Source organism: Natronobacterium texcoconense (assembly GCF_900104065.1).
Lineage (GTDB): Archaea > Halobacteriota > Halobacteria > Halobacteriales > Natrialbaceae > Natronobacterium > Natronobacterium texcoconense.
In genome coordinates this window covers 119,501-139,020 of sequence record NZ_FNLC01000005.1, presented here as the reverse complement: position 1 = coordinate 139,020, position 19,520 = coordinate 119,501, and the positions used below count along the sequence as shown (strand labels likewise).

General features: G+C 64.5%; 23 protein-coding genes. 17 read left to right on the top strand and 6 right to left on the bottom strand.

What is annotated here, in order from left to right; all coding sequences use genetic code 11:
* Positions 1–55 precede the first annotated feature (55 nt).
* Positions 56–253 (bottom strand): DUF8024 family protein, encoded by a 198-nt coding sequence (locus BLR35_RS17955; RefSeq protein ID WP_090385118.1) that lies wholly within the window; start codon positions 251–253, stop codon positions 56–58.
* A 119-nt stretch (positions 254–372) separates the two neighbouring features.
* On the opposite strand from BLR35_RS17955, the gene BLR35_RS17950 reads away from it, so the two are divergent.
* The 8 genes from BLR35_RS17950 to yciH all read left to right on the top strand — a co-directional run bounded on the left by BLR35_RS17950 (position 373) and on the right by yciH (position 10,566).
* Entirely contained in the window at positions 373–606 is a 234-nt protein-coding gene (locus BLR35_RS17950; protein WP_090385114.1) for a DUF7573 domain-containing protein, read from the top strand.
* Between the two features lie 128 nt (positions 607–734).
* On the top strand, positions 735–3,161 hold the full coding sequence (locus tag BLR35_RS17945) for a methyl-accepting chemotaxis protein (protein ID WP_090385111.1): 2,427 nt from the start codon (positions 735–737) through the stop codon (positions 3,159–3,161).
* A gap of 400 nt (positions 3,162–3,561) precedes the next feature.
* A complete protein-coding gene (locus BLR35_RS17940) occupies positions 3,562–5,202 on the top strand; it encodes a BCCT family transporter (protein WP_090385110.1) in 1,641 nt (546 codons plus the stop codon).
* A gap of 92 nt (positions 5,203–5,294) precedes the next feature.
* Positions 5,295–5,489 (top strand): cold-shock protein, encoded by a 195-nt coding sequence (locus BLR35_RS17935; protein ID WP_090385108.1) that lies wholly within the window; start codon positions 5,295–5,297, stop codon positions 5,487–5,489.
* Between the two features lie 282 nt (positions 5,490–5,771).
* The gene (locus tag BLR35_RS17930; RefSeq protein WP_090385105.1) at positions 5,772–6,779 is read left to right on the top strand and encodes an AAA family ATPase; all 1,008 of its coding nucleotides are present in this window, start codon (positions 5,772–5,774) and stop codon (positions 6,777–6,779) included.
* Positions 6,776–7,861 carry a DUF58 domain-containing protein gene (locus BLR35_RS17925; RefSeq protein WP_090385104.1) on the top strand — a complete coding sequence of 362 codons (1,086 nt, stop codon included), beginning with the start codon at positions 6,776–6,778 and terminating at the stop codon, positions 7,859–7,861. Before BLR35_RS17930 ends, BLR35_RS17925 begins: the two co-directional genes overlap by 4 nt.
* On the top strand, positions 7,858–10,191 hold the full coding sequence (locus BLR35_RS17920) for a transglutaminase TgpA family protein (protein ID WP_090385100.1): 2,334 nt from the start codon (positions 7,858–7,860) through the stop codon (positions 10,189–10,191). The genes BLR35_RS17925 and BLR35_RS17920 overlap by 4 nt, the downstream gene beginning before the upstream one ends.
* An 81-nt stretch (positions 10,192–10,272) precedes the next feature.
* On the top strand, positions 10,273–10,566 hold the full coding sequence (yciH, locus tag BLR35_RS17915; RefSeq protein ID WP_004217450.1) for a stress response translation initiation inhibitor YciH: 294 nt from the start codon (positions 10,273–10,275) through the stop codon (positions 10,564–10,566).
* Positions 10,567–10,753: 187 nt separating this feature from the next.
* Here the strand turns inward: yciH and BLR35_RS17910 are convergent, their stop codons facing one another.
* Complete coding sequence (locus tag BLR35_RS17910) at positions 10,754–11,116, bottom strand: rhodanese-like domain-containing protein (RefSeq protein ID WP_090385098.1); 363 nt, start codon at positions 11,114–11,116, stop codon at positions 10,754–10,756.
* A 112-nt stretch (positions 11,117–11,228) separates the two neighbouring features.
* Between BLR35_RS17910 and BLR35_RS17905 the strand changes: the two genes are divergently transcribed.
* Complete coding sequence (locus BLR35_RS17905; protein ID WP_090385095.1) at positions 11,229–11,651, top strand: DUF2237 family protein; 423 nt, start codon at positions 11,229–11,231, stop codon at positions 11,649–11,651.
* A gap of 37 nt (positions 11,652–11,688) precedes the next feature.
* On the opposite strand, the gene BLR35_RS17900 is transcribed toward BLR35_RS17905, so the two are convergent.
* On the bottom strand, positions 11,689–12,078 hold the full coding sequence (locus BLR35_RS17900; RefSeq protein WP_244510279.1) for a hypothetical protein: 390 nt from the start codon (positions 12,076–12,078) through the stop codon (positions 11,689–11,691).
* A 101-nt stretch (positions 12,079–12,179) separates the two neighbouring features.
* Between BLR35_RS17900 and BLR35_RS17895 the strand changes: the two genes are divergently transcribed.
* Genes BLR35_RS17895 through BLR35_RS17885 form a run of 3 tightly spaced genes read left to right on the top strand, consistent with a single transcriptional unit; the run spans position 12,180 to position 13,628 of the window.
* Positions 12,180–12,551, top strand: a complete 372-nt coding sequence (locus BLR35_RS17895) for a hypothetical protein (RefSeq protein WP_090385090.1) — start codon at positions 12,180–12,182, stop codon at positions 12,549–12,551.
* Positions 12,552–12,560: 9 nt separating this feature from the next.
* On the top strand, positions 12,561–13,385 hold the full coding sequence (locus BLR35_RS17890; protein ID WP_090385088.1) for an MBL fold metallo-hydrolase: 825 nt from the start codon (positions 12,561–12,563) through the stop codon (positions 13,383–13,385).
* Positions 13,386–13,430: 45 nt separating this feature from the next.
* On the top strand, positions 13,431–13,628 hold the full coding sequence (locus tag BLR35_RS17885) for a hypothetical protein (RefSeq protein WP_090385085.1): 198 nt from the start codon (positions 13,431–13,433) through the stop codon (positions 13,626–13,628).
* Between the two features lie 31 nt (positions 13,629–13,659).
* On the opposite strand, the gene BLR35_RS17880 is transcribed toward BLR35_RS17885, so the two are convergent.
* The 3 genes from BLR35_RS17880 to BLR35_RS17870 all read right to left on the bottom strand — a co-directional run bounded on the left by BLR35_RS17880 (position 13,660) and on the right by BLR35_RS17870 (position 16,150).
* A complete protein-coding gene (locus tag BLR35_RS17880; protein WP_090385082.1) occupies positions 13,660–14,637 on the bottom strand; it encodes a DUF5787 family protein in 978 nt (325 codons plus the stop codon).
* A 103-nt stretch (positions 14,638–14,740) separates the two neighbouring features.
* Complete coding sequence (locus BLR35_RS17875) at positions 14,741–15,094, bottom strand: hypothetical protein (protein WP_090385080.1); 354 nt, start codon at positions 15,092–15,094, stop codon at positions 14,741–14,743.
* Positions 15,095–15,232: 138 nt separating this feature from the next.
* On the bottom strand, positions 15,233–16,150 hold the full coding sequence (locus BLR35_RS17870; protein WP_090385076.1) for a winged helix-turn-helix domain-containing protein: 918 nt from the start codon (positions 16,148–16,150) through the stop codon (positions 15,233–15,235).
* Positions 16,151–16,414: 264 nt separating this feature from the next.
* Here BLR35_RS17870 and BLR35_RS17865 point away from each other — a divergent pair, with 264 nt between their 5' ends.
* From BLR35_RS17865 to BLR35_RS17845, 5 genes are read left to right on the top strand one after another with little or no spacing between them, the layout of a single operon-like run.
* Positions 16,415–17,650 carry a translation initiation factor IF-2 subunit gamma gene (locus BLR35_RS17865; protein WP_090385073.1) on the top strand — a complete coding sequence of 412 codons (1,236 nt, stop codon included), beginning with the start codon at positions 16,415–16,417 and terminating at the stop codon, positions 17,648–17,650.
* A 21-nt stretch (positions 17,651–17,671) separates the two neighbouring features.
* Positions 17,672–18,121, top strand: coding sequence for a PIN domain-containing protein (locus tag BLR35_RS17860; RefSeq protein ID WP_090385071.1), 450 nt, complete (start codon positions 17,672–17,674; stop codon positions 18,119–18,121).
* The gene (locus tag BLR35_RS17855; RefSeq protein ID WP_090385068.1) at positions 18,122–18,697 is read left to right on the top strand and encodes a DNA-directed RNA polymerase; all 576 of its coding nucleotides are present in this window, start codon (positions 18,122–18,124) and stop codon (positions 18,695–18,697) included.
* Positions 18,698–18,699: 2 nt separating this feature from the next.
* Positions 18,700–18,897 (top strand): transcription elongation factor subunit Spt4, encoded by a 198-nt coding sequence (gene spt4, locus BLR35_RS17850; RefSeq protein ID WP_090385067.1) that lies wholly within the window; start codon positions 18,700–18,702, stop codon positions 18,895–18,897.
* 6 nt (positions 18,898–18,903) lie between these two features.
* A complete protein-coding gene (locus BLR35_RS17845) occupies positions 18,904–19,485 on the top strand; it encodes a GTP-dependent dephospho-CoA kinase family protein (protein ID WP_090385064.1) in 582 nt (193 codons plus the stop codon).
* Positions 19,486–19,520 lie beyond the last annotated feature (35 nt).

The following is a 19,520-nucleotide window of genomic DNA, read 5'->3' as shown; positions in this document are numbered from 1 at the left end:
CGACCCCTCAGTTGACGCTTGGAACGGTACTAGCTGAGCGGGGACGAGAACGAATTCAACTGGAATTTGAGGAGAAGAGACTACCGACAGCACCGAGCGTCAGGAATCCGAAGACGGCAAGCGAGAAGACGACCAGCAGGGTTCCGAGCAGGACCAGCAGTCCTGCGAGTCCGTCGCCGGTTGCGACGTCGGTGAATAGTTCGTTCATCTCGACGATGTTGTCCACGATTACGTTCAGTGGCGTGGGTTCCATGCGTGGAGGTTGTCAGTGGTGGTACTTGGCCGTGCCGGTCCGTCCCAGACGGGAAGTGGGGGTGGTCGTCCGAGGCTCGAGTCGGTGCGACTAAGCCCCGGCCGGCCGTATCGGTTGCCGTGACCGACGACGCGAGCCTCTCTGAGTTTACGGCGGAGACCGATTCTGACACGGACGACGAGGCCGTCGGATCGGAACCGGAGACTGAATCGCCGGAGGGCGACGACGTCAGCGGGTCCGCGCTATCGACGTACGCGTGGGGCGATCACGAGTGCGAGCGGTGTGGTGACGACAGCGAGCGCGTCTGGAGAGACGAGGACGCGTTCGTCTGTCCTGACTGCAAGGAGTGGTGACGCGTCGTTCTGTGTTCGCCGGTGACTGCCGTCGGTACTTTTAACCCGTCTGTCCGGGCTTCCTCCTCGAGCGATCCGGCTGGCCACAATCTACATACGTTTGATGTAATATTTCACTAATAATTCAAATGAGGGGCGCGATAGATCTGGGTACGACCGTCCGTCGGCTGATACCATCGGTCGTCAGGCAACGATACGCGCTGAAGTTCGGTATCGTCTTGCTCCTGCTGGGGCTGTCGATCGGTGGGCTCGGATTCGTCGCGACCGAGGCGATCACCGACAGCGTCGCCGCGTCCGCGCTCGAGGACCAGGAGGACGCTGCGGTCCGCGAGGCAGTGGCGTTCGACGACTGGAACGACCGAAACGAGAACTTCGTCGTCGCATCGGCCGGCGCGCCGGTCGTCCAGTCGGGGACGAACGAGGAGATAGAGACGTACCTTCAGGAGATCTACTACGACCTCCCCGAGGAGCGAATGCACGCACTCTACGTGGACACCGAAACCGGGGACGTCCTGGCCGGTGCCGACGCCGACCACGAGACGCTCGAGGAGATGGAGTTCCCCACCGACCTCGAGAACGACCTTTCGGAACACGAGATCCAGCGAACGGAGCCGTACGCGATGCCCGACGCGCTCGGTCTGGCCGCGGACGAACATCCCGTCGTCTCATACTACGTCGGCGTCGGCGACGATCGGGCACTCGTCTACACCTTCGTGCTGTCGGAACGGCTGGTCGACTACACCGGCGACGAAACGGTCGTCACGATACTCGACGACGACGGCAGGATCGTCTTCGACGACCGACAACTGGGATACGACGACGACGAGACATCGGCAAGTTTCCTGCAGGAGTACGAGGGGTACGAATCGCTCCAGAGCCAGGCGCACTCGAGCGGACCGGGCGCAACGACGATCGACGGCCAGCCGAGTGAAAGTCTCCAGGAGTCACCGTACGATTTCAGGCCGGACGGATACGTCGTCGGCTACCACACGACCGACGACGACTGGACCGTTCTCGTCCACACGAGTCGGGCCGACGCCCTCGGGTTCGTCGACACGGTCAACCAGTTCGGCTACCTGATCACGGTCGCCGGGGTCGCGCTGATCGGCGTCTTCGGCGTCGTCGTGGGTCGAAACACCGCGACGTCGATTCGACGGCTCTCGCGACAGGCGGGCACGATCCGCGACGGCGAGTACGACGTCGACCTCGAGACCGCTCGCACCGACGAGATCGGCCAGCTTTACGGGGCGATCGACGATATGCGTGACTCGCTGGTGACGCAACTCGAGGAGTCCGAACGGGAGCGCGAGCGAGCCGAGCGAGCGAAGACGAAGGCCGACGACGCCCGTCAGGAGGCCGAGCGAGCGAAAGAACAGGCAGAGCAAGCTCGCAGGGAGGCACAGGAACAGACCGAACACCTCGAGCGGACGGCAGCCGAGTACTGCGAGGTGATGGGAGCGTGTGCCGACGGCGATCTGACCCGGCGACTCGAGCCAGACGAGGAGAACGAGCCGATGGCCGAGATCGCCACGACGTTCAACGAGATGGTGGCGGACCTCGAGCGAACGGTCGCGACGATCGCCGCGTTCGCGGGCGAGGTGGCCGAGACGAGCGACGAAGTGCAGGGCGAGTGTGCCGACCTCGAGGTGAGCAGTGACAGCGTCACCGAGTCGATTCGGGAGATCACGGCGGTCGCGGAGCGACAGAACGAGCGTATGGAGGCGATGGCGAGCGAGGTTCAGGATACGTCGGCGACCGTCGAGGAGATCGCGTCGACCGCGGACTCGGTCGCCGACACCTCGCGGCAGGCAGCCGAGCGCGCCGGCGAGGGGATGGACGCGGCCGAGGACGTCGTCGACGAGATGGAACGGATCGAGAGACGGGCGGAGAGTGCGCTCGAGGAACTGCGGACGCTCGAGGAAGCGGTCGACCGGATCGACGAGATCGTCGGTACGGTGACGGACATCGCCGATCAGACGAGCATTCTCGCGCTGAACGCCTCGATCGAGGCCGCACACGCGGGAGGCAGTGGAAGCAGTGACGGCAGCGGGTTCGCGACCGTCGCCGAGGAGGTCAAGGGCCTCGCCGCCGAGACCAAGACCGCTGCGAACGAGATCGAGGAACTGATCGAGACGGTCCAGCACCGCACAGGAGCGACCGTCGACGAAATGGAGGGGATGCGCGAGAGCGTCGCGGACGGAACTGGAACGATCGAGGACTCGGTCGCCGCGTTCCGCGAGATCGAAAGCGACGTCCGGCAGGCTAACGACGGCGTCCAGGACATCGACGAGGCGACGGACGCGATCGCCGACTCCGCCGCAGAACTGGTCGCGATGGCCGACGACGTGACGTCGCTGAGCGAGACGACCGCAACCGAGGCCGACGAAATCGTCGAGAGCGCGACCGAACAGACGGAAGCGATCTCGACCGTCTCGGAGAGCGCATCCGACCTGCACGACCGGTCTGTTCGCCTCAAAACGCTGCTCGAGGAGTTCTCGACGGCTGCAGTCACTATCGACGAGAAATCGGCTCTAGAAACGACCGACGGCGAGTAGGGCGCTGTTCGGATTGGCGTTCCAGTTCTATCTTGCCCGTGAGCTATGGCTGTCCGTCCAGGTCCCGAAACTGCTTCAGAAACCGATCGGACAACCGCTATAGTAGCCACTGCAAGTCAATGCACACCTGATCGCACGACAGCTATGCGATCAGTGTGTAACTAGTTGCAGTTGTCACTATAGAGCGTGATTGCAGGACCACACGTACTACTGGAACCGGCTACTCCGAACGGTGCTCTCTCGTGCAAGCCCAGTACACTTTCCCGCGCTCGGTATACGGTCTCAGGCATGACTCGAGACTCCTCCCCTCGTCCGGTCACGACCAGTGGTGATCGTCTAGAGACGGCGGTAGCTGGCCCTCTGGACTACGTTCGACGATCGGTATCGATCGCACGATCCGATGACTGATACAGATCACCGGGACGGTGACGAGGGGTTTTTCGAGGAACTCGATCCCGTCGTCTTCGGCGTCGGCTTCGCGATTGCCGTCGCTGCCGTAGTCGCGTTCGTCGTCAGGCCGGCGACGGCAGCGGGGTACATGGATGCCGCGAACGACGTCATCTGGACCGGGTTCGGCTGGTGGTATCTGCTCGTGATGTTCTTTCTCGTCGTGTTCGTCATCTTCCTGATCTTCGGCCCCTGGGGGAACATCAAGCTCGGCGAGGAAGACGAAGAACCGGAGTTCGCCTTTCTCTCCTATTTCGCGATGCTGTATTCGGCGGGAATCGCCGCTGGTATCGTCTTCTGGGGGCCGGCAGAGGCGGTGTCACACTACGACGACGTATCTCCTTTCGTCGGAGCACAGTCGCAGTCCTCCGAGGCAGCCGTCGGCGCGATTCAGTACACGTTCTTCCACTGGGGCGTCTCCGCGTGGACAGCGTACGTCGTCGTCGCCTTGCCGATCGCCTACTGTGCGTATCGCTACGACGCGCCGATGCGAATTTCGACGGTGCTCGCACCGTGGATCGGCATCGACAATCTCGATACCCCCGTCGCGAAAGCCGTCGACATCCTGGCGGTGTTCGCGACGATCGGCGGAGTCGCGACGACCCTCGGACTGGTCGGGAGCCAATTCCTGGTCGGTCTCGAGTGGACCATGGGCGTCTCGGTCGGCGACCTGGGGACGATCCTCATCATCACCGGCATGACCGTCGCGTTCACGGCGTCGGTCGCGCTCGGGGTCCAGAAGGGAATTCGCCGGATATCGTACGTTAACCTGTCCCTGTTCGGACTACTGACGGTCGTAACCTTCCTGCTCGGGCCGACGAACTTCATCACGGCGATCGGAACCGAAGCGCTGGGCACCTACATCAGCCAGTTCATCCCGATGAGTTTCTACACCGGAACCGCCGAGACCGGGACCGGTGGCGTCTCCGGGTGGGTCGGGGACTGGACGATCTTCTACTGGGCGTGGTGGTTCTCCTGGACCCCGTTCGTCGGGCTGTTCATCGCGCGGATTTCGCGCGGACGTACCGTCCGCCAGGTCGCTGCAACGGGCGTTCTCGCGTCGACTGGAATTACGATCCCGTGGTTCGCGACGATGGGCGGAACGGCGATCTACCTGCAGGACGACGGCCGGGCCGACGTGCTCTCTGCGATCCAGACGTACGACGAAGCGGGTGCAGGCTACCCGCTCTTCGAGGCGCTCCCGCTCGGTGGGCTGTTGACGGCGCTGTTTCTCCTGCTCGTCCTCCTCTTTCTGATCACGTCTGCGGATTCGTCGACGCTCGCACTCGGCATGCTCACGACGGGCGGGACACACCAGCCATCGACGGTCAACCGGATTATCTGGGGCTTTCTCATCGGTGCGCTCGCTTCGTTGCTCATCGTTACGGGCGGTGTCGAAGCCCTGCAAGCAGCAGCGATCATCACCGGCGGTCCGTTCTCCGTCATCACGCTCATCGCCGTCGCCTCGATGGCGCTCGCGTTCGGAACTCAGCGGTCGCTGTTCCTGCGAGAGGAAGACGAAGTCGACGTACCGAGTTCTAGTGCGGTTGCCTCGAACGACGCCGATCCCGATCCGAAAACCGACGACGACTGATCGTCGATTGCTTCGCGTCTCCCGGCCGGACGGCCCGTGCCCGCGAGTGGCCCCGAACATTTATATCTCAGTCGTGGTTTTGTAGACCTGCAATGGCGCAAGGTACGGTCGCATTCTTCAACGACACTGGCGGCTACGGTTTCATCGAGACTGAGGACGCGGACGAGGACGTTTTCTTCCACATGGAAGACGTTGGCGGCCCCGACCTCGAAGAAGGTCAGGAAGTCGAGTTCGACATCGAGCAGGCCGAGAAGGGCCCGCGCGCGACGAACGTCGAACGGCTGTAAGCTGTTCCAGTCAGGGGTATCGTTTTACGATCGCTAACCGGGTAGCGATGGCTGCGTCGATTGCTGGAACCGGAAGCGACGAGTTTCTGGCGCTCGTTCACTATCACAATCGATCTTCTCGGCCCAAGTAATAACTATATTGACACAAAACATATATTTCGGAGTGCCCGAGGTGAGACAACGCATGAGACGCCGCCAGCCCGTCCGCTCCCGCACTCGAGAGGGCAGCCGATCCAGTGGCCACCCCGACTGTCCGGCAGACGGAGGGTGTCGACTCGAGCCATGACCGACGCACCCGAGCCCGTATCCGACGGAACGACCGGATCGACCAGCCGGGACTCGCAGTCGAAGCCGGAGCCTCTCCCCATCTCGACAGTGTCGACGCTGTGTACCGACGTCACGGACAACGTCTCCCGCGTGATCGTCGGCCACGACGACGCGATCGAACACGTCGTCGTCGCGTTGCTCGGCCGGGGACACGTCCTGCTCGACGACGTCCCCGGCGTCGGCAAGACGATGCTCGCGCGTTCGATCGCGACCTCCGTCGACTGTCAGTTCAGCCGAATCCAGTTTACGCCCGATCTCCTCCCGTCCGACGTCACCGGCGTCAACGTCTTCAACCAGAAGAGCCGAGAGTTCGAGTTCCAGCCCGGCCCCGTCTTCGGCAATATCCTGCTGGGCGACGAAATCAACCGCGCGCCACCGAAGACCCAGTCCGCGCTGCTCGAGGCGATGGAAGAGAAACAGGTGACGGTCGACGGGACGACCCGGTCGCTTCCCGATCCCTTCACCGTGATTGCGACCCAGAACGCGGTCGATCCCGACCGCACCTACGAACTCCCCTTCGCCGAGCGCGACCGGTTCATGAAGAAACTCCGACTCGGTTACCCCGACCCGGACGAAGAGGCCGAACTGCTCGGTCGGACGGTCGGCAACCACCCGATCGAGTCGCTCGAGTCGGTGACCGACCGTGAGACGGTCGTTCGCGCCCGCGAGACGGTCGCGAACGTTCGCGTCGAGGAACCCGTCCGGGAGTACGCGACCCGGCTGGTCGGCTACACCCGTGATCACGCCCACATCGGTGCTAGCCCGCGCGCGACGATCTCGTTGCTTCGGGCGGCCCAGGCCCGTGCCGTGATCGACGGCCGGGAGTACGTCGTCCCCGACGACCTCCAGACCGAGGCTCCTGTGGTGTTGAGCCATCGGATCGAAACTGCTGGTCGGAACACGAAAAGCGGCGACGAGATCGTCGCCGACGCCCTCGAGCGCGTCCCCGTCGAGCCACCATGAGACTCACGCGAAGGGGGTGGACGGCCCTCGCAGTCGTCGCGTTCTCGGTCGCGATGAGCTGGCAGTACGGTCCGCGGGCGCTGAACGCGGTCGTCACGCCGCTTGCCGTCGTCCTGGTAGCGGGCGTCGTCTTGACCTTCCGGTTCGAGCGGCCGACGGTCAGGCGCCACGCCGTCGCGGACGGTCCGATCGGCGAGCGACGGACCGTGACGATCGACGTGGAGTGTGAGCGATCGATATCGGCAACGATCCGCGAGGCGATCGGTGACGGGCTGGCGCTGGCCGAGGACGAATCGGACGGACCGGTTGCGGACAGCAACCTCGAGTCCGGGACGAACACCGTCTCCTACGATCTGACGCTCGGGGATCGTGGTGCTCACGAGGTGGGGCCGATTTCGATCACCGTCCGAGATGCGTTCGGCCTCGTCGAGCGGCGGTTCGAGTACGAGGAGACGACGTCCGTGTGCGTCTATCCGCGCCCCGTCGACCTGCACGGTGGTGGCGGCCACAGACTTCGGGCGCTCGTCGAATCGTCGAGTAGCCAGGGTCGCGGGGCGGATCTCGAACACGAGCGCGAGGAGTTCGATCGCCTCCGGGAGTATCGACGCGGCGATTCGCTGCGGAACGTTCACTGGAAGTCCGCGGCGAAGCGACCCGACGGAGAACTGTTCGTGACGGAGTACGCCACCGACGCGGGCCGTGACGCCACCGTCGTCGCAGCCGAGTGTGCGCCCGGCTACGACGACGACCTCGCGAAGGCACTCGCGAGCGTCGTCACGTTCCTCCTCGAGTCGGAACTGCGAGTCGGACTCCGGACCGAAGACGACGCGTTCCGGCCCGAAGCGGGACGGAGCCACCATCGCGACCTGCTCCGGACGATCGCCGTCCTCGAGTCGGGCGAGCTTTCGGACCGGGACCGCGACGAGGCCGACGTGCTCGTGACCGCGGACGGGACGGGAACGCGAGTCGTCGTCGACGGACGAGAGCTTCCCTTCGAGGGGCTCGCTGGCTCCCGGGAGAGCGAGAGCGGCCTCGAGCACGACGCGTCCGACGCGAGCGGCGCGACGGAGGTGGTGTCGTGAGCACCGACACGGACTCGCGTTCGGGTCTGCGCCGGGAGAAGGCCGGCCGAACGCGAGTCGTCTCGCTCGAGACGGACGGGACGGTCGGACCCGACGCGTTTCGGCTTCTCGCGCTCGGCTGCGTGCTGGTCCTGACGGCGTCGTACGTGAGCGTCCTGCAGGACGTGACGCAGGTCGTCGGCGGGACACGGACGTTGCTCGCGCTCGTCGGCAGCATGCTCCTGGCGGCGACGGTGCTCGCGCGGGCGATCAGACCACGCACGGCGATACTGCTCGCGATCGTCGCAGCCGCCGCCGGCTTCGGTTACTACCTCGAGCAAAGCGGCGTCGGCGTCGAGGCGGTTCTCTCGGCCGGCGACGCGCTCGAGGCGCTGGCCGTCGATACCGTCACGCTCGTGACCGGCCTCGAGTTGCTCCGGATGGTCGAGGCCGGCATCTGGACGCTCGGGTTCGCGCCGGGGCCGGTCTTTCTCTCGTGGTATCTCGCCCTTCGCGGCCGCTACGCATTGAGCGTTCTGCCCGGTGGATTCGCACTTGTCTTTCTCGTCCTGACGGGCGACGCCGAAACGACGGTGACGCTCGTCGGCGTCCTCGCCGCCCTCGGAACGGTCGCGTTCGGCGACCTCGAGCGACGCGGCGGCTCGATCGCACAGACCGACCTGCTGGCCGTACTGTTCGCGATCATCGTCGCGCTCTCGCTGTCGGTAACGTTCGTCCCCGGCGGAACGGGCAACGCGAGTCCCGCGGCCGGTGGCGCAGGCGACGGGACGCTCGAGGGGACGATCGACTCGGCCTCCGAGCGGTCGGGAATCTCCGGACAGGTGGATCTCTCGCCCGAGGTCCGCTTTACCGTCGAATCGGACCGGCCGTCGTACTGGCGGACGGGCGTCTACGACCGCTACACCGGCGACGAGTGGGTCCGGACCGGTCAGACGTACGGCCTCGAGGACGGGGCACTCGAGGCACCACCCGGGTCAGCCGAGCGAGTGCACCAGACCGTCACCGTCGAGACGGAACTGGGCGTGATGCCTGCCGCCGCCCAGCCCGTCGGCGTCGACGGTGGCATCACTGACTACACCGAGCTATCGGCCCACGGGCAGATCCGGCCCGCGACGACGTTGCTCGAGGGAGACACCTACTCCGTCGAAAGCGCGATCCTCGATCCCAGCCCGGCAGAGATGCAAACGGCGGGAACGGAGTACCCCGACGAAGTCGAGGAGAACTACCTGCAGACGCCGGAAACCCTCTCTTCGGAGTTCGAGGAACGAACCGCAGAGATTACCGCCGACGCGGAAGCGGAGACGCCGTACGAGAAAGCGACGGCGATCGAAACCCATCTCCGCGCGTCGAACGACTACTCGCTCGACGTCGAACAGCCCGACGGCGACGTCGCCGAAGCGTTCCTGCTCGAGATGGACGAGGGCTACTGCGTCTACTTCGCGACGACGATGACCCAGATGCTCCGGACCGAGGGTATCCCGGCCAGATACGTCACGGGGTACACTGCCGGCGAACGCACCGGTAACGAGTACGTCGTCCGCGGGACCGACGCCCACGCCTGGGTCGAGGTCTACTTCCCCGATCACGGCTGGGTCGCGTTCGAGCCGACTCCACCCCAGCCACGCGAGGAGGAACACTCCGAGCGACTCGCCGACGCCCGCGAGGAGGCCACCGAGAGCATGGATCCGGACGGCCTCGAGAGTGAACCGCAGGTCGAACCCGGAGACGCGGGCGACTCCGAGGACGAGGACGGCGACGACGGTGTCGACGACCCCGAACCCGACGAGAACGAGGGGGCCGACGAGGAGTCGAACGGCACGGAATCGTCGGTAAACGACTCCGATTCCGGAGCCGACGACGGCATTCCGTCCGGTCCCGACGAACTGCCGGGAACGAGCGGTGACGACGACATCTCCAGCCCCGTCCCGATTACGCGCGAAATGATCGTGATCGCGTCCGTCCTCCTGGTCGGGCTAGTCGCAACCGTCCACCGGGTCGACGCCACGGTCAGGGCCCGCCGACTGGTCGGTCGGTACTGGCAGCGTCCGACCGACGACCCCGACCGGGACGCCGAACGCGCGTTCCGACGACTCGAGTCCCTGCTCGAGGACGAGTACCGGCCGCGCCGTCCGCAGGAAACGGCACGCAGTTATCTGGCAGTGCTCTCGGCGGAGAACAGTCTCGATCCCCGGACCGAACGCGTCTTAGAGCGGTACGAACGTGCCGTTTACGGCGGTGGTATCAGTCGCGAGGAGGCAGACCGTGCGATCGAAATCGTCGACGAAATTGCGCGAGAACGCCTGCCAGGAGCGGGCCGAACCCGAAACTGAGGCGATCACTCAAAAAGAACCACACGACGGCATGCGGGTCCCGATAGTGTTTAATATGGCCATTTCGTAGCAGGGAACGTAATGTCGGAAGTCTGCTCGACGTGCGGGCTGCCCGAGGAACTCTGCGTCTGCGAGGACGTGGCCAAGGGACAACAGCAACTCAACATCCGCATTGACGAGCGCAGATACGGTAAAGAGGTAACGATCGTCGAAGGATTCGATCCGAAGGACGTCGATCTGGACAGCCTGTCGTCGGATCTCAAGTCCAAGTTCGCCTGTGGTGGCACAGTCGAAGACGGCCAGATCGAACTACAGGGCAACCACACCGGCCGCATCGAAGAGTTCCTTCGGGATCGCGGCTTCAACGTCGCATGAGCCCGCGATGATCTGATACCGTCGAACCTACTGCCCGACGAGTTCGAACCCGTCGGGCAGCCGGTCGGCGGTAGACGCCGACTTCCGAACCCGCGGCTCACCGTCGCACATCCTTCCAACTGTTTCCAACATCGACAGCGATCGGTCTCTCGAGAGGCGTCGCCGTTCGAACGGTACCCGCACTCGATCAGAACGGCGACTCGACGTCCGCCGACTCCTCCTCGCGTTCTTCGCGGACGAGGCCGAACTTCATTCCGTACTTCTCGAGGCCACCGGCCATGCTCTCCACGCGAGCATCCTCGATCCCCTCGTAGGAGCCGATGAGTCGTGCGGCCTGGACGCTCGCTTCTCCGTGGGGGCAGACGGTGACGATGCGGTCTGCGCCCTCGAACTCCTCGACTCGGTTCGTGAGTTCGTGGAACGGAACGTTCTCGCTCCCGGGAATGTGGCTCCGCTCGAAACTCGGCCGGTCCCGGATGTCGACGATCCGGACGTCGGCGTCTGTCTCGAGGAGTTCCTTGACCTCGTCGGTGGTGATTTCGCCGTCCATCGGGCAGACGTTGACGCCCGGGCGGAATAAGATCACGGATGGAACGAGCGGGTGGCGGCAAAGAACTGCCACAGCACCAGCCTTTTCGGACCCGGCAGTCGATGTCGCGGGTATGGCGGACGATCCGGGAGCGCGGGGCGACGACGAGCGAGGCGACCGCAACGTCTACGGCACCGAACTCGAGCCATGTAGCACCGATCCGATGACCGGCTTCCTGCGGGATGGCTGCTGTCGGCGCGTCGACTCCGATCGCGGCCGACACGAGATCTGTGCGGTGATGACCGAGGAATTCCTCGAGTTCAGCCGAGCGCAGGGCAACGACCTCGTCTCCCCGAAACCCAAGTTCGACTTTCCGGGGCTCGAGCCGGGTGATCGCTGGTGTCTCTGCCTGGGCAGATGGCTCGAGGCCGAGGAAGCCGGCTGTGCGCCGCCGGTCGTGCTCGAGGCGACCCACGAAGCCGTGTTGCGCGACGTCGAACCGGATCTGCTCCGGGAGTACGAGTACGAACCCGGGGACAGCGACGAACTCCGATAGGTCGTGAAAGAACACTCAGGTCGGACTCGAGCGAGAATCAGCCGAGATACGATCCGATCCCATATCCGAGTCCGCTGAGTAGTACGCTCGCTACGAGTTGGTAGGCGAACAAATATACGAGCAGGGGAGCGTACGGCTCCTGTTCGCCGCCGAGTGGCTCGAGTACAGTACCGACCAGCCCAACTGTAAGAAGGACTGCTAATGGGACGAGTGCGACGACAGCAGCGGTGAGAAGCGTTTTATCCGTAAATCCAGCCCATCCTGCGACGAGCGGTACACTGCCGTAGAGAGCGACGAAGAACGGTCCTTCGTACGGCCCCGTGAGGTCGCCAGCGAATAGTGAACGGATTCCGACGAGCAGGAGATACCACAGGATCAGGGCAAGGTAGAAGGTTACACCGATCTTTGCGCTCTCACCGCCGTTCATAATTCGCTCGCCCATATGTTACTAATATAGCAATTGTTCTCGGGAGTTCTTATAGAATCCAGTGGCAACGTCCTTACGGTTCGACTGCTAATGAGGCCACAATGAGAGAGGAGACGCGACTCGAGCAGGCAGGCGACGGCGGCGACGGTGACGCTGCCACAGCGTTCGCCGAGCGTGCACAGGCCGAGTACGGCGACTCGATCCATCGGCTCATTGCGTTCGGTGATGCCATGCGGGGCGACGATCGTGGCGTCCACTCGTCGATCGAGTTCCTGGTCGTTCTCGACGACGAAGGCGACGACGGACCGACGCTCGAGGAGCGCGAGCAACGACTCGAGCGTCTCGGCAGGACGGTCGGCATCGAACGCGAGGTCGTCGTCGAAGTCTACGTACTCCCGGCCGACCGCTTCGAGGACCAGCAGGAGCATCCGCTCGTCGAAGAGGCACTCGAGGAGGGCGTCTCGTATGTCTGACCGGGACCGATGCGAGTAACGCTGCTCGGAACCGGCGATACGACAGGGACGCCCACCGTCGGCTGTGACTGTGACACCTGCGAGGCCGCCCGCGAACGAGGAATCGAGCGCACCCGGTTCTCGGTCCACGTCGCGAACGAGCGAACCGGCGAGGCGCTGCTGGTCGATTTCAGCCCCGACTTTCGCTACCAGTTCCTCCGGGAGGACGTCTCGCTTCCCGACGCCGCCGTCGTCACGCACGTCCACTTCGACCACCTCGACGGGCTGGGCAACGTCTTCCGGATTCTCGACTCGCTCGACGTGTACGCGGCCGACGAGACCGATCCCCAGACCGGCCAAAGCGTCGCCGAGACCGTCGCCGAGGACTATCACTATCTCAGGGCGCTCGAGGTACAGCCGACGACGCCGCTCGAGCCGGTCCGAACGTGCGGGTTCGACGTGACGCTGGTTCCGGTCGAACACCCGCCACTGCTCTGTTACGGCCTCGCGATCGAAGATCCCGAGACGGGCGCGAAGCTGTCCCTCTCGGGTGATACGAGCTACGACGTGCCCGCCGAATCGCGGGCGGTGCTCGCCGATCCCGACCTCCTGTTGGCCGACGCGATCGTTCCCGCCGACTTCTGCGAGTACCACCCCGTCGGCGGCCGTCACGAGGGGCCAGATGGTGTGCCCCGGACGTTCGGAACGAAACACATGACTCGAGAGGGCGCGCTCGCGCTCGCGGAGGACTTGAACGCCGATCGGACGCGGCTGGTCCACGCCGCTCACTACTATCCGGTCGACGAGGCGTTCGAGGAGCCGCTTGCGGTCGACGGCGAGGAGTACGTGCTGTAAGGTCGACCATTTGGACTTATTTAATTACGGTTACAGTATTCGATCATGCCGGAAACCAGCGACTCGGAGATAGTCACCGCCCTCCATGCGATTCGGACCGCGATAGCTGCCCTGGCCCTTGCAGCACTGGCCGTCGGGTTTCTTCACGGCGGAAACGACGTGCTCGGACTGTGGCTCTTCCTCGGAACCGTCGTTCTCGTGGTCCATTCTTTCGTCCCGACGCGACTCGACTCGAGCGAGTAACGGCCATCGAATCCCTGAACCTCGATTGCGATTATCGAAACTGGTCTAATCCCGATTGTCGTCGCCGCCTGCCGTCCGGCTCCGCCCGCCACGCCGTCTCCCGGTCGCGTTCGGCCTCGAGGTCGACGTCCGGAGCCGAACCGGGCTCGTATCCCGGACACGACGGTCCACACTCGGCGTTGGCGTCGACGATCCGGCCGTGCCACTCGCAGTGAGGCAGGGTCGCGTTCTGAGTTTGCTTCGCGCTGCAGGCGGTACAGCCCGGGAACTCGTACGTCCGCCACCCCTTGCCGTACGCTCGCTCGGCGATGCGACGGCGAGCGCGCGCTTTCTCTTCGCGAGAGACGACGTCGACGTCCGTCCGGCCGGGGTGGGACTCGAGCAGTTCGATCCCGGGTTCGTCGACCGCGAGCGAGGTCGGTTCGCGGATCACCTCGAGGTCGATTCCCGTCTCGTTTCGGTGGACGCGCCAGACGCCGACTTCCTCGGGGATGCGATTCAGATGTGCGCGCGTGACGTAGCTCTCGGTCGCGAGCACGACCTCGTCGACGAGTCCGAGACTGACGTCGGTTCGAAGCTGTGACTCGAGGTCGCCCGGCCGCCCGAGATCGGGTTTGTTCTCGATGCCGACGATGCGGCCGTACCAGTCCGGGTACCGCGTGACCTGACGGACGTACTCACGACCCTTGCGGCGTTCGCGTTCGAGAAAGCCGATCTCGCAGGCTCGTTCCATCGCGCGGCGCGCGTGATCGGGGTGAAAGCCGTCGAAAGCGTCCTTCCAGTATCGCGCCCGACCGGGGCCAACGTCGGCTGCGATGGCGGCATCGGGGATCGTCTCGCCCGTGATCTCGGTTCGGTCGTCGAACTCCGGTCCGGGCTCGACCCGGACGACGTCGAGGATTCGGCCGCCGGGAGCGGCGACGCTCGCACCGAGCTGCCGCGCGAGAATTTCTTCGCCGCGGCGCTCGAGATGGGCACACAGCTCGAGTTCGAACGCGAACTCGCTCACGACCGATCGGTGGCGGCGAGCGGATAAAAACGAACTGTCCTGCTGACTCGGTGTTGTCCTGTTCGAAGGTCGGTGACGTCGCCGTCGTCGCTGTTCGGCAGTATCAGTCGACGCTCGCTCGCGTCGCGTGACACCGCTCGGTATCGGGCGACTCGGCGTCGGGGAACTCACAGCGCGCGTCGCGTTCGGATTCTCGGTCGGAACGCTCGAGACGGGTTCGGAGTCGTCGACTGGCGGCTGTCAGCGTTCCGGCGACCGCGACCAGCGTCACGAATCCGACGGCGATGCCGGTTGCGGCGGCAGTCGACGTGCCACCGAGTAGATCGATGGTGAGTGCTGTAACGCCGAAGCTGATGACGAACGCTGCGGTCGTCACGATCGTCGTCCCGAGCGACGGCGGATGGTTGGGATCGGCGGTACGCGTATAGGGCGGTCGAATCGGATCCTGAGATCGCATTGTCCTACACGTAGTGGAAGAACCCGACACCCGATAAGTATAATCTGAATTATATTTCTGTAGCGTTCGTTACTGAAATCGTCTTCAGTAGTGGCGGTGGCCGGACCGCATCGAACCGATCAGAACGAGAGCAGCGGTTTACTCCGCGAGTTCGACGCTCGTCTCGAGCACGTTCAGCCCCTCGTCGAGCCGAACGCGCAGCAGGTCCCCCTCGAGCGGAATCCGCACCTCGAGGCGGTAGGGATCGCGCTCGACGATACGAGTGTGTTCGTCGGCGACGCACCAGGGGAGCGTCCAGTACGGTCGCTCGTCCAGGGCGACGCCGCGGTCGCGGTGGAAGCTGACGACCGCAGAGTGGTCGAGCAGGCGGAGGCCGGCCGCAGAACAGAGCGTGTGACCACACTGGGCGCACTCGTGGTCGACGCGCAGTTCGACGCCGAGACAGCAGTCGCCGTGTTCGACGATCCGGCTCTCCATTCGGCCGCTACACTCCGGACAGACGCCGTCGGCCGCCAGACAGTGGAGATGACGGACGCGCTGGTCGAACGCGTCGGCGATCTCCCCGTGAGTGCGGTCGTTCAACCCACCCGGCGGGAAGGCGTACTCGCCGTGACACTGCCCACAGTCGCGACACTCGATGCCGAGCCGTTCGTCCTCGTAGACCGCCTGTAGCGGGCCGTCACAGTCGATACAGGCCCCCTCGACGGGGAACGGCTCGAGCGTCGGCTGTTCGTTGAACGAGCCCGCGATCACCGACCGGACGACCTTCTCGCCGGCGTGTTTGAACGTGTAGCCGTCCTCTCCCTGCGTGACGAAGTGGCCCGTCAACTCCTGGAGGTGGTAGTTGAACTGCGCGGAGTCGGTCATCCCGACCTCACGGCGCAGTTCCGAGAACGACACGGGTCGCTCGTCGGCGGCCCACAGCGCACGGAGAATCGACAGCCGCGTCTCGTTGCCGACCAGCGCGAAGGCGTCGGCCGGGTCGAGACAGTCCACACACTCGAGGACGGGTTCGGTGTCGGGTTCCCGCTCGCTCGAAACGTTTGATCCGCTCATATCGGCACCTATGATACGCGTTATCAAAACTATTGGCTGAAACGCATTTTTGTAACTTCATTGACTTTTCCGAGCCACGAGCACCGGATCGTGTGCGGTCGATCGGCGCTCGAGGCCAGTATAGGTATTATATAGCGAACACGGACGCACGAGCACGGTCGAACCCTGTCACACCGACGCATCACCCCCCGCCGAGGCCGCCTTCAGAACAGTAGGTTTATCAAGCGCACGAGGGAAGCTATTCCCAAGATTACTCATCGTCTTATGGCAGGAAATCAACAACCGGAGGTGAACATCGGGCTCGTCGGTCACGTCGACCACGGCAAGACCACGCTGGTCCAAGCCCTGAGTGGGTCGTGGACCGACCAGCACAGTGAGGAGATGAAACGCGGCATCTCCATCAGGCTCGGCTACGCGGACGCGACGTTCCGTCACTGCGAGGGAGTCGAGGAACCCGAGTGTTACACCGTCGCCGAGGAGTGTCCGGACGGCTCGGAAAGCGAGCCGCTTCGGACCGTCTCGTTCGTCGACGCCCCAGGGCACGAGACCCTGATGGCGACGATGCTGTCGGGAGCGTCGCTGATGGACGGCGCCGTGCTGGTCGTCAGCGCCAACGAGCCCGTGCCACAGCCACAGACCGAAGAGCACCTGATGGCACTCGACATCATCGGAATCGACAACATCGTCATCGCCCAGAACAAGGTCGACCTCGTCGACTCCCAGCAGGCACGGGACAACTACGAGGAGATCCAGGAGTTCGTCGAGGGGACCGTCGCCGAAGACGCACCCGTCGTCCCCGTCTCCGCGGGCCAGGAGGTCAACATGGATCTGCTGATGCAGGCGATCGAAGAAGAGATCCCCACGCCCGAACAGGATCCTGACGACGATCCGCTGATGCACGTCGCCCGCAGTTTCGACATCAACAAGCCGGGCACGACCGCCGACAACCTCGCCGGCGGCGTCCTCGGCGGCAGCCTCGTCCAGGGCGAACTCGAGGTCGGCGACGAGATCGAGATCCGCCCCGGCCGCGAGGTCGAGGAGGGCGGCCAGAGCGAGTACGTCCCGATCAAGACGACGATACGCTCGCTGCAGGCAGGCGGCGAGGACGTCGACGCCGCGACGCCCGGTGGTCTGCTGGGCGTCGGAACCGGACTCGACCCGTCGCTGACGAAAGGCGATGCCCTCGCCGGTCGACTCGCCGGCCCCTCGGGATCGCTCCCACCGACCTGGGACGGCTTCACGATGGAGGTCGACCTGCTCGAGCGCGTCGTCGGCACCGACGGCGAAGAAGGCGAGGTCGAGGAGATCAGCACGGGCGAACCCCTGATGATGACTGTCGGCACGGCGACGACCGTCGGCGCGGTCACGAGCGCCCGAGAAGGAGAATGCGAGGTCAACCTCAAGCGGCCCGTCGCAGCCGCACCCGGCGCGAAGATCGCGATCAACCGCCGGATCGGTGCACGCTGGCGACTGATCGGCCTCGGGACACTCAAGGAGTAAACCTACGGCGGGCAACGACGAATGACTTCCCAGGACCGGACGCGAGTCGCACTCGATACGAGCGCACTCATGATGCCGGTCGAACTCGACGTACGGCTGTTCGACGAACTCGAGCGGTTGTTGGGCGGTGCGCGTCGCGCACCGGAACAGGCGAGCGGCGATCAGCCGCGAGCAGGCGGCTACGAGCCGACGGCGCCCCAGGCCGTCATCGAAGAGTTGCGACGGCTCTCCGAGAAGGGCGGCACGGAGGGAACGGCCGCGAACGTCGGTCACGACCTGGCGACCGAACGCTGTCTGGTCGTCGACACGGAGGCATCGTACGCCGACGACGCACTGGTTGAACTCGCCCGCGAGGGTGCAGTCGACTACGTCGTCACGAGCGATCGCCCGCTGCGCGACCGGGTGCTCGAAGCGAGCATACCGGTAATTGCATTACGCGGGAGAAACAAGTTAGCGATCACTCAACCATAGATGTACAAACGGGTCAGATTGAAAGACACGGTGGAAGTACCGCCGGAGGAGCTCGGCGACGTCTCGCCGGACCTCGTGAAGCGACTGCTGCAGGACAAACTCGAGGGACAGATGGACGAGGAGGTGGGAAGCGTCGTCTCCATCACCAAAGTTCACGACATCGGCGAGGGGACGGTGCTGCCCAACGAGCCCGGCGTCTACTACGAGGCCGACTTCGACGCGGTCACCTTCGACCCACAGATGCAGGAGGTCGTCGACGGGACCGTCGTCGAGGTCGTCGAATTCGGGGCCTTCGTCGGTATCGGTCCGGTCGACGGACTGCTCCACGTCTCCCAGATCAGCGACGAGTACCTCGCGTTCGACGGCGAGAACCAGCAACTAGCGTCCAACGAGTCCAGCCGAACCCTCGCGGTCGACGACGCCGTCCGCGCTCGCATCGTCACCAAGAGCATCGACGAGCGCAACCCGCGTGACTCCAAGATCGGGCTGACCGCGAAACAGCCCGGTCTCGGCAAACACGGCTGGCTCGAGGACGAACACGAAAAGCGCGAAGCAACCGCGACCGAAGGTGAATAACGATGGCATCCGATCGTCTCGTCTGTCGCGAGTGTCACCGCGTCAACGAACCGGACAACGAGACCTGCGACGCCTGTAACTCCTCGTCGCTGACCGAGGACTGGGCGGGCTACGTCGTCATCGCTCACCCCGAAGACAGCCAGATCGCATCGGAGATGCAGATCACCGAGCCCGGCGCGTACGCGCTGAAAGTCCGTTAAGCATCCGTGACGAGCGACGACAACGATTCCGACGCAGACGCCGCGGTCTCCGATCCAGCCGACCAGCTACTCGTCCTGCCAGCGGAGCTTCGAAGCGAACTCAAAGAGCCGATGGGACCGATCGAGACCGACACCGAGTCATTGCTCGAGGCCGCCGGCGAGCCCCTGATCGCGGTCGGCGACGTCGTCACCTACCACCTTCTGGAAGCCGGCCACGAACCCGACCTCGCGCTCGTCGACGAGCGAACCGAACGGGAGGCCGTCGACGAGGAGATCCGCGAAACCGTCGCCGAGCGGACGAACCTCGAGGCGGTCAACCCGCCCGGCGAGATCACCGAAGACGTCGTCTGGGCGCTCTGTGAAGGGCTCGAGCGTCTCGAGCCGGCGACGATCCTGGTCGACGGCGAGGAAGACCTCGTTGCCCTCCCCGCGATCGTCGTCGCGCCCGAGGGAGCGAGCGTCGTCTACGGCCAGCCCGGTGAAGGGATGGTCCACGTCCGCGTCACCGACGAGATTCAGACGCGAGTTCGAGAGCTACTCGAGGGCTTCGAGGGCGACACCGACCGATTCTTCCGGCTGCTCGAGTAAGCCTGCGACGTTCGACAGGATATTTACCGGCCGAC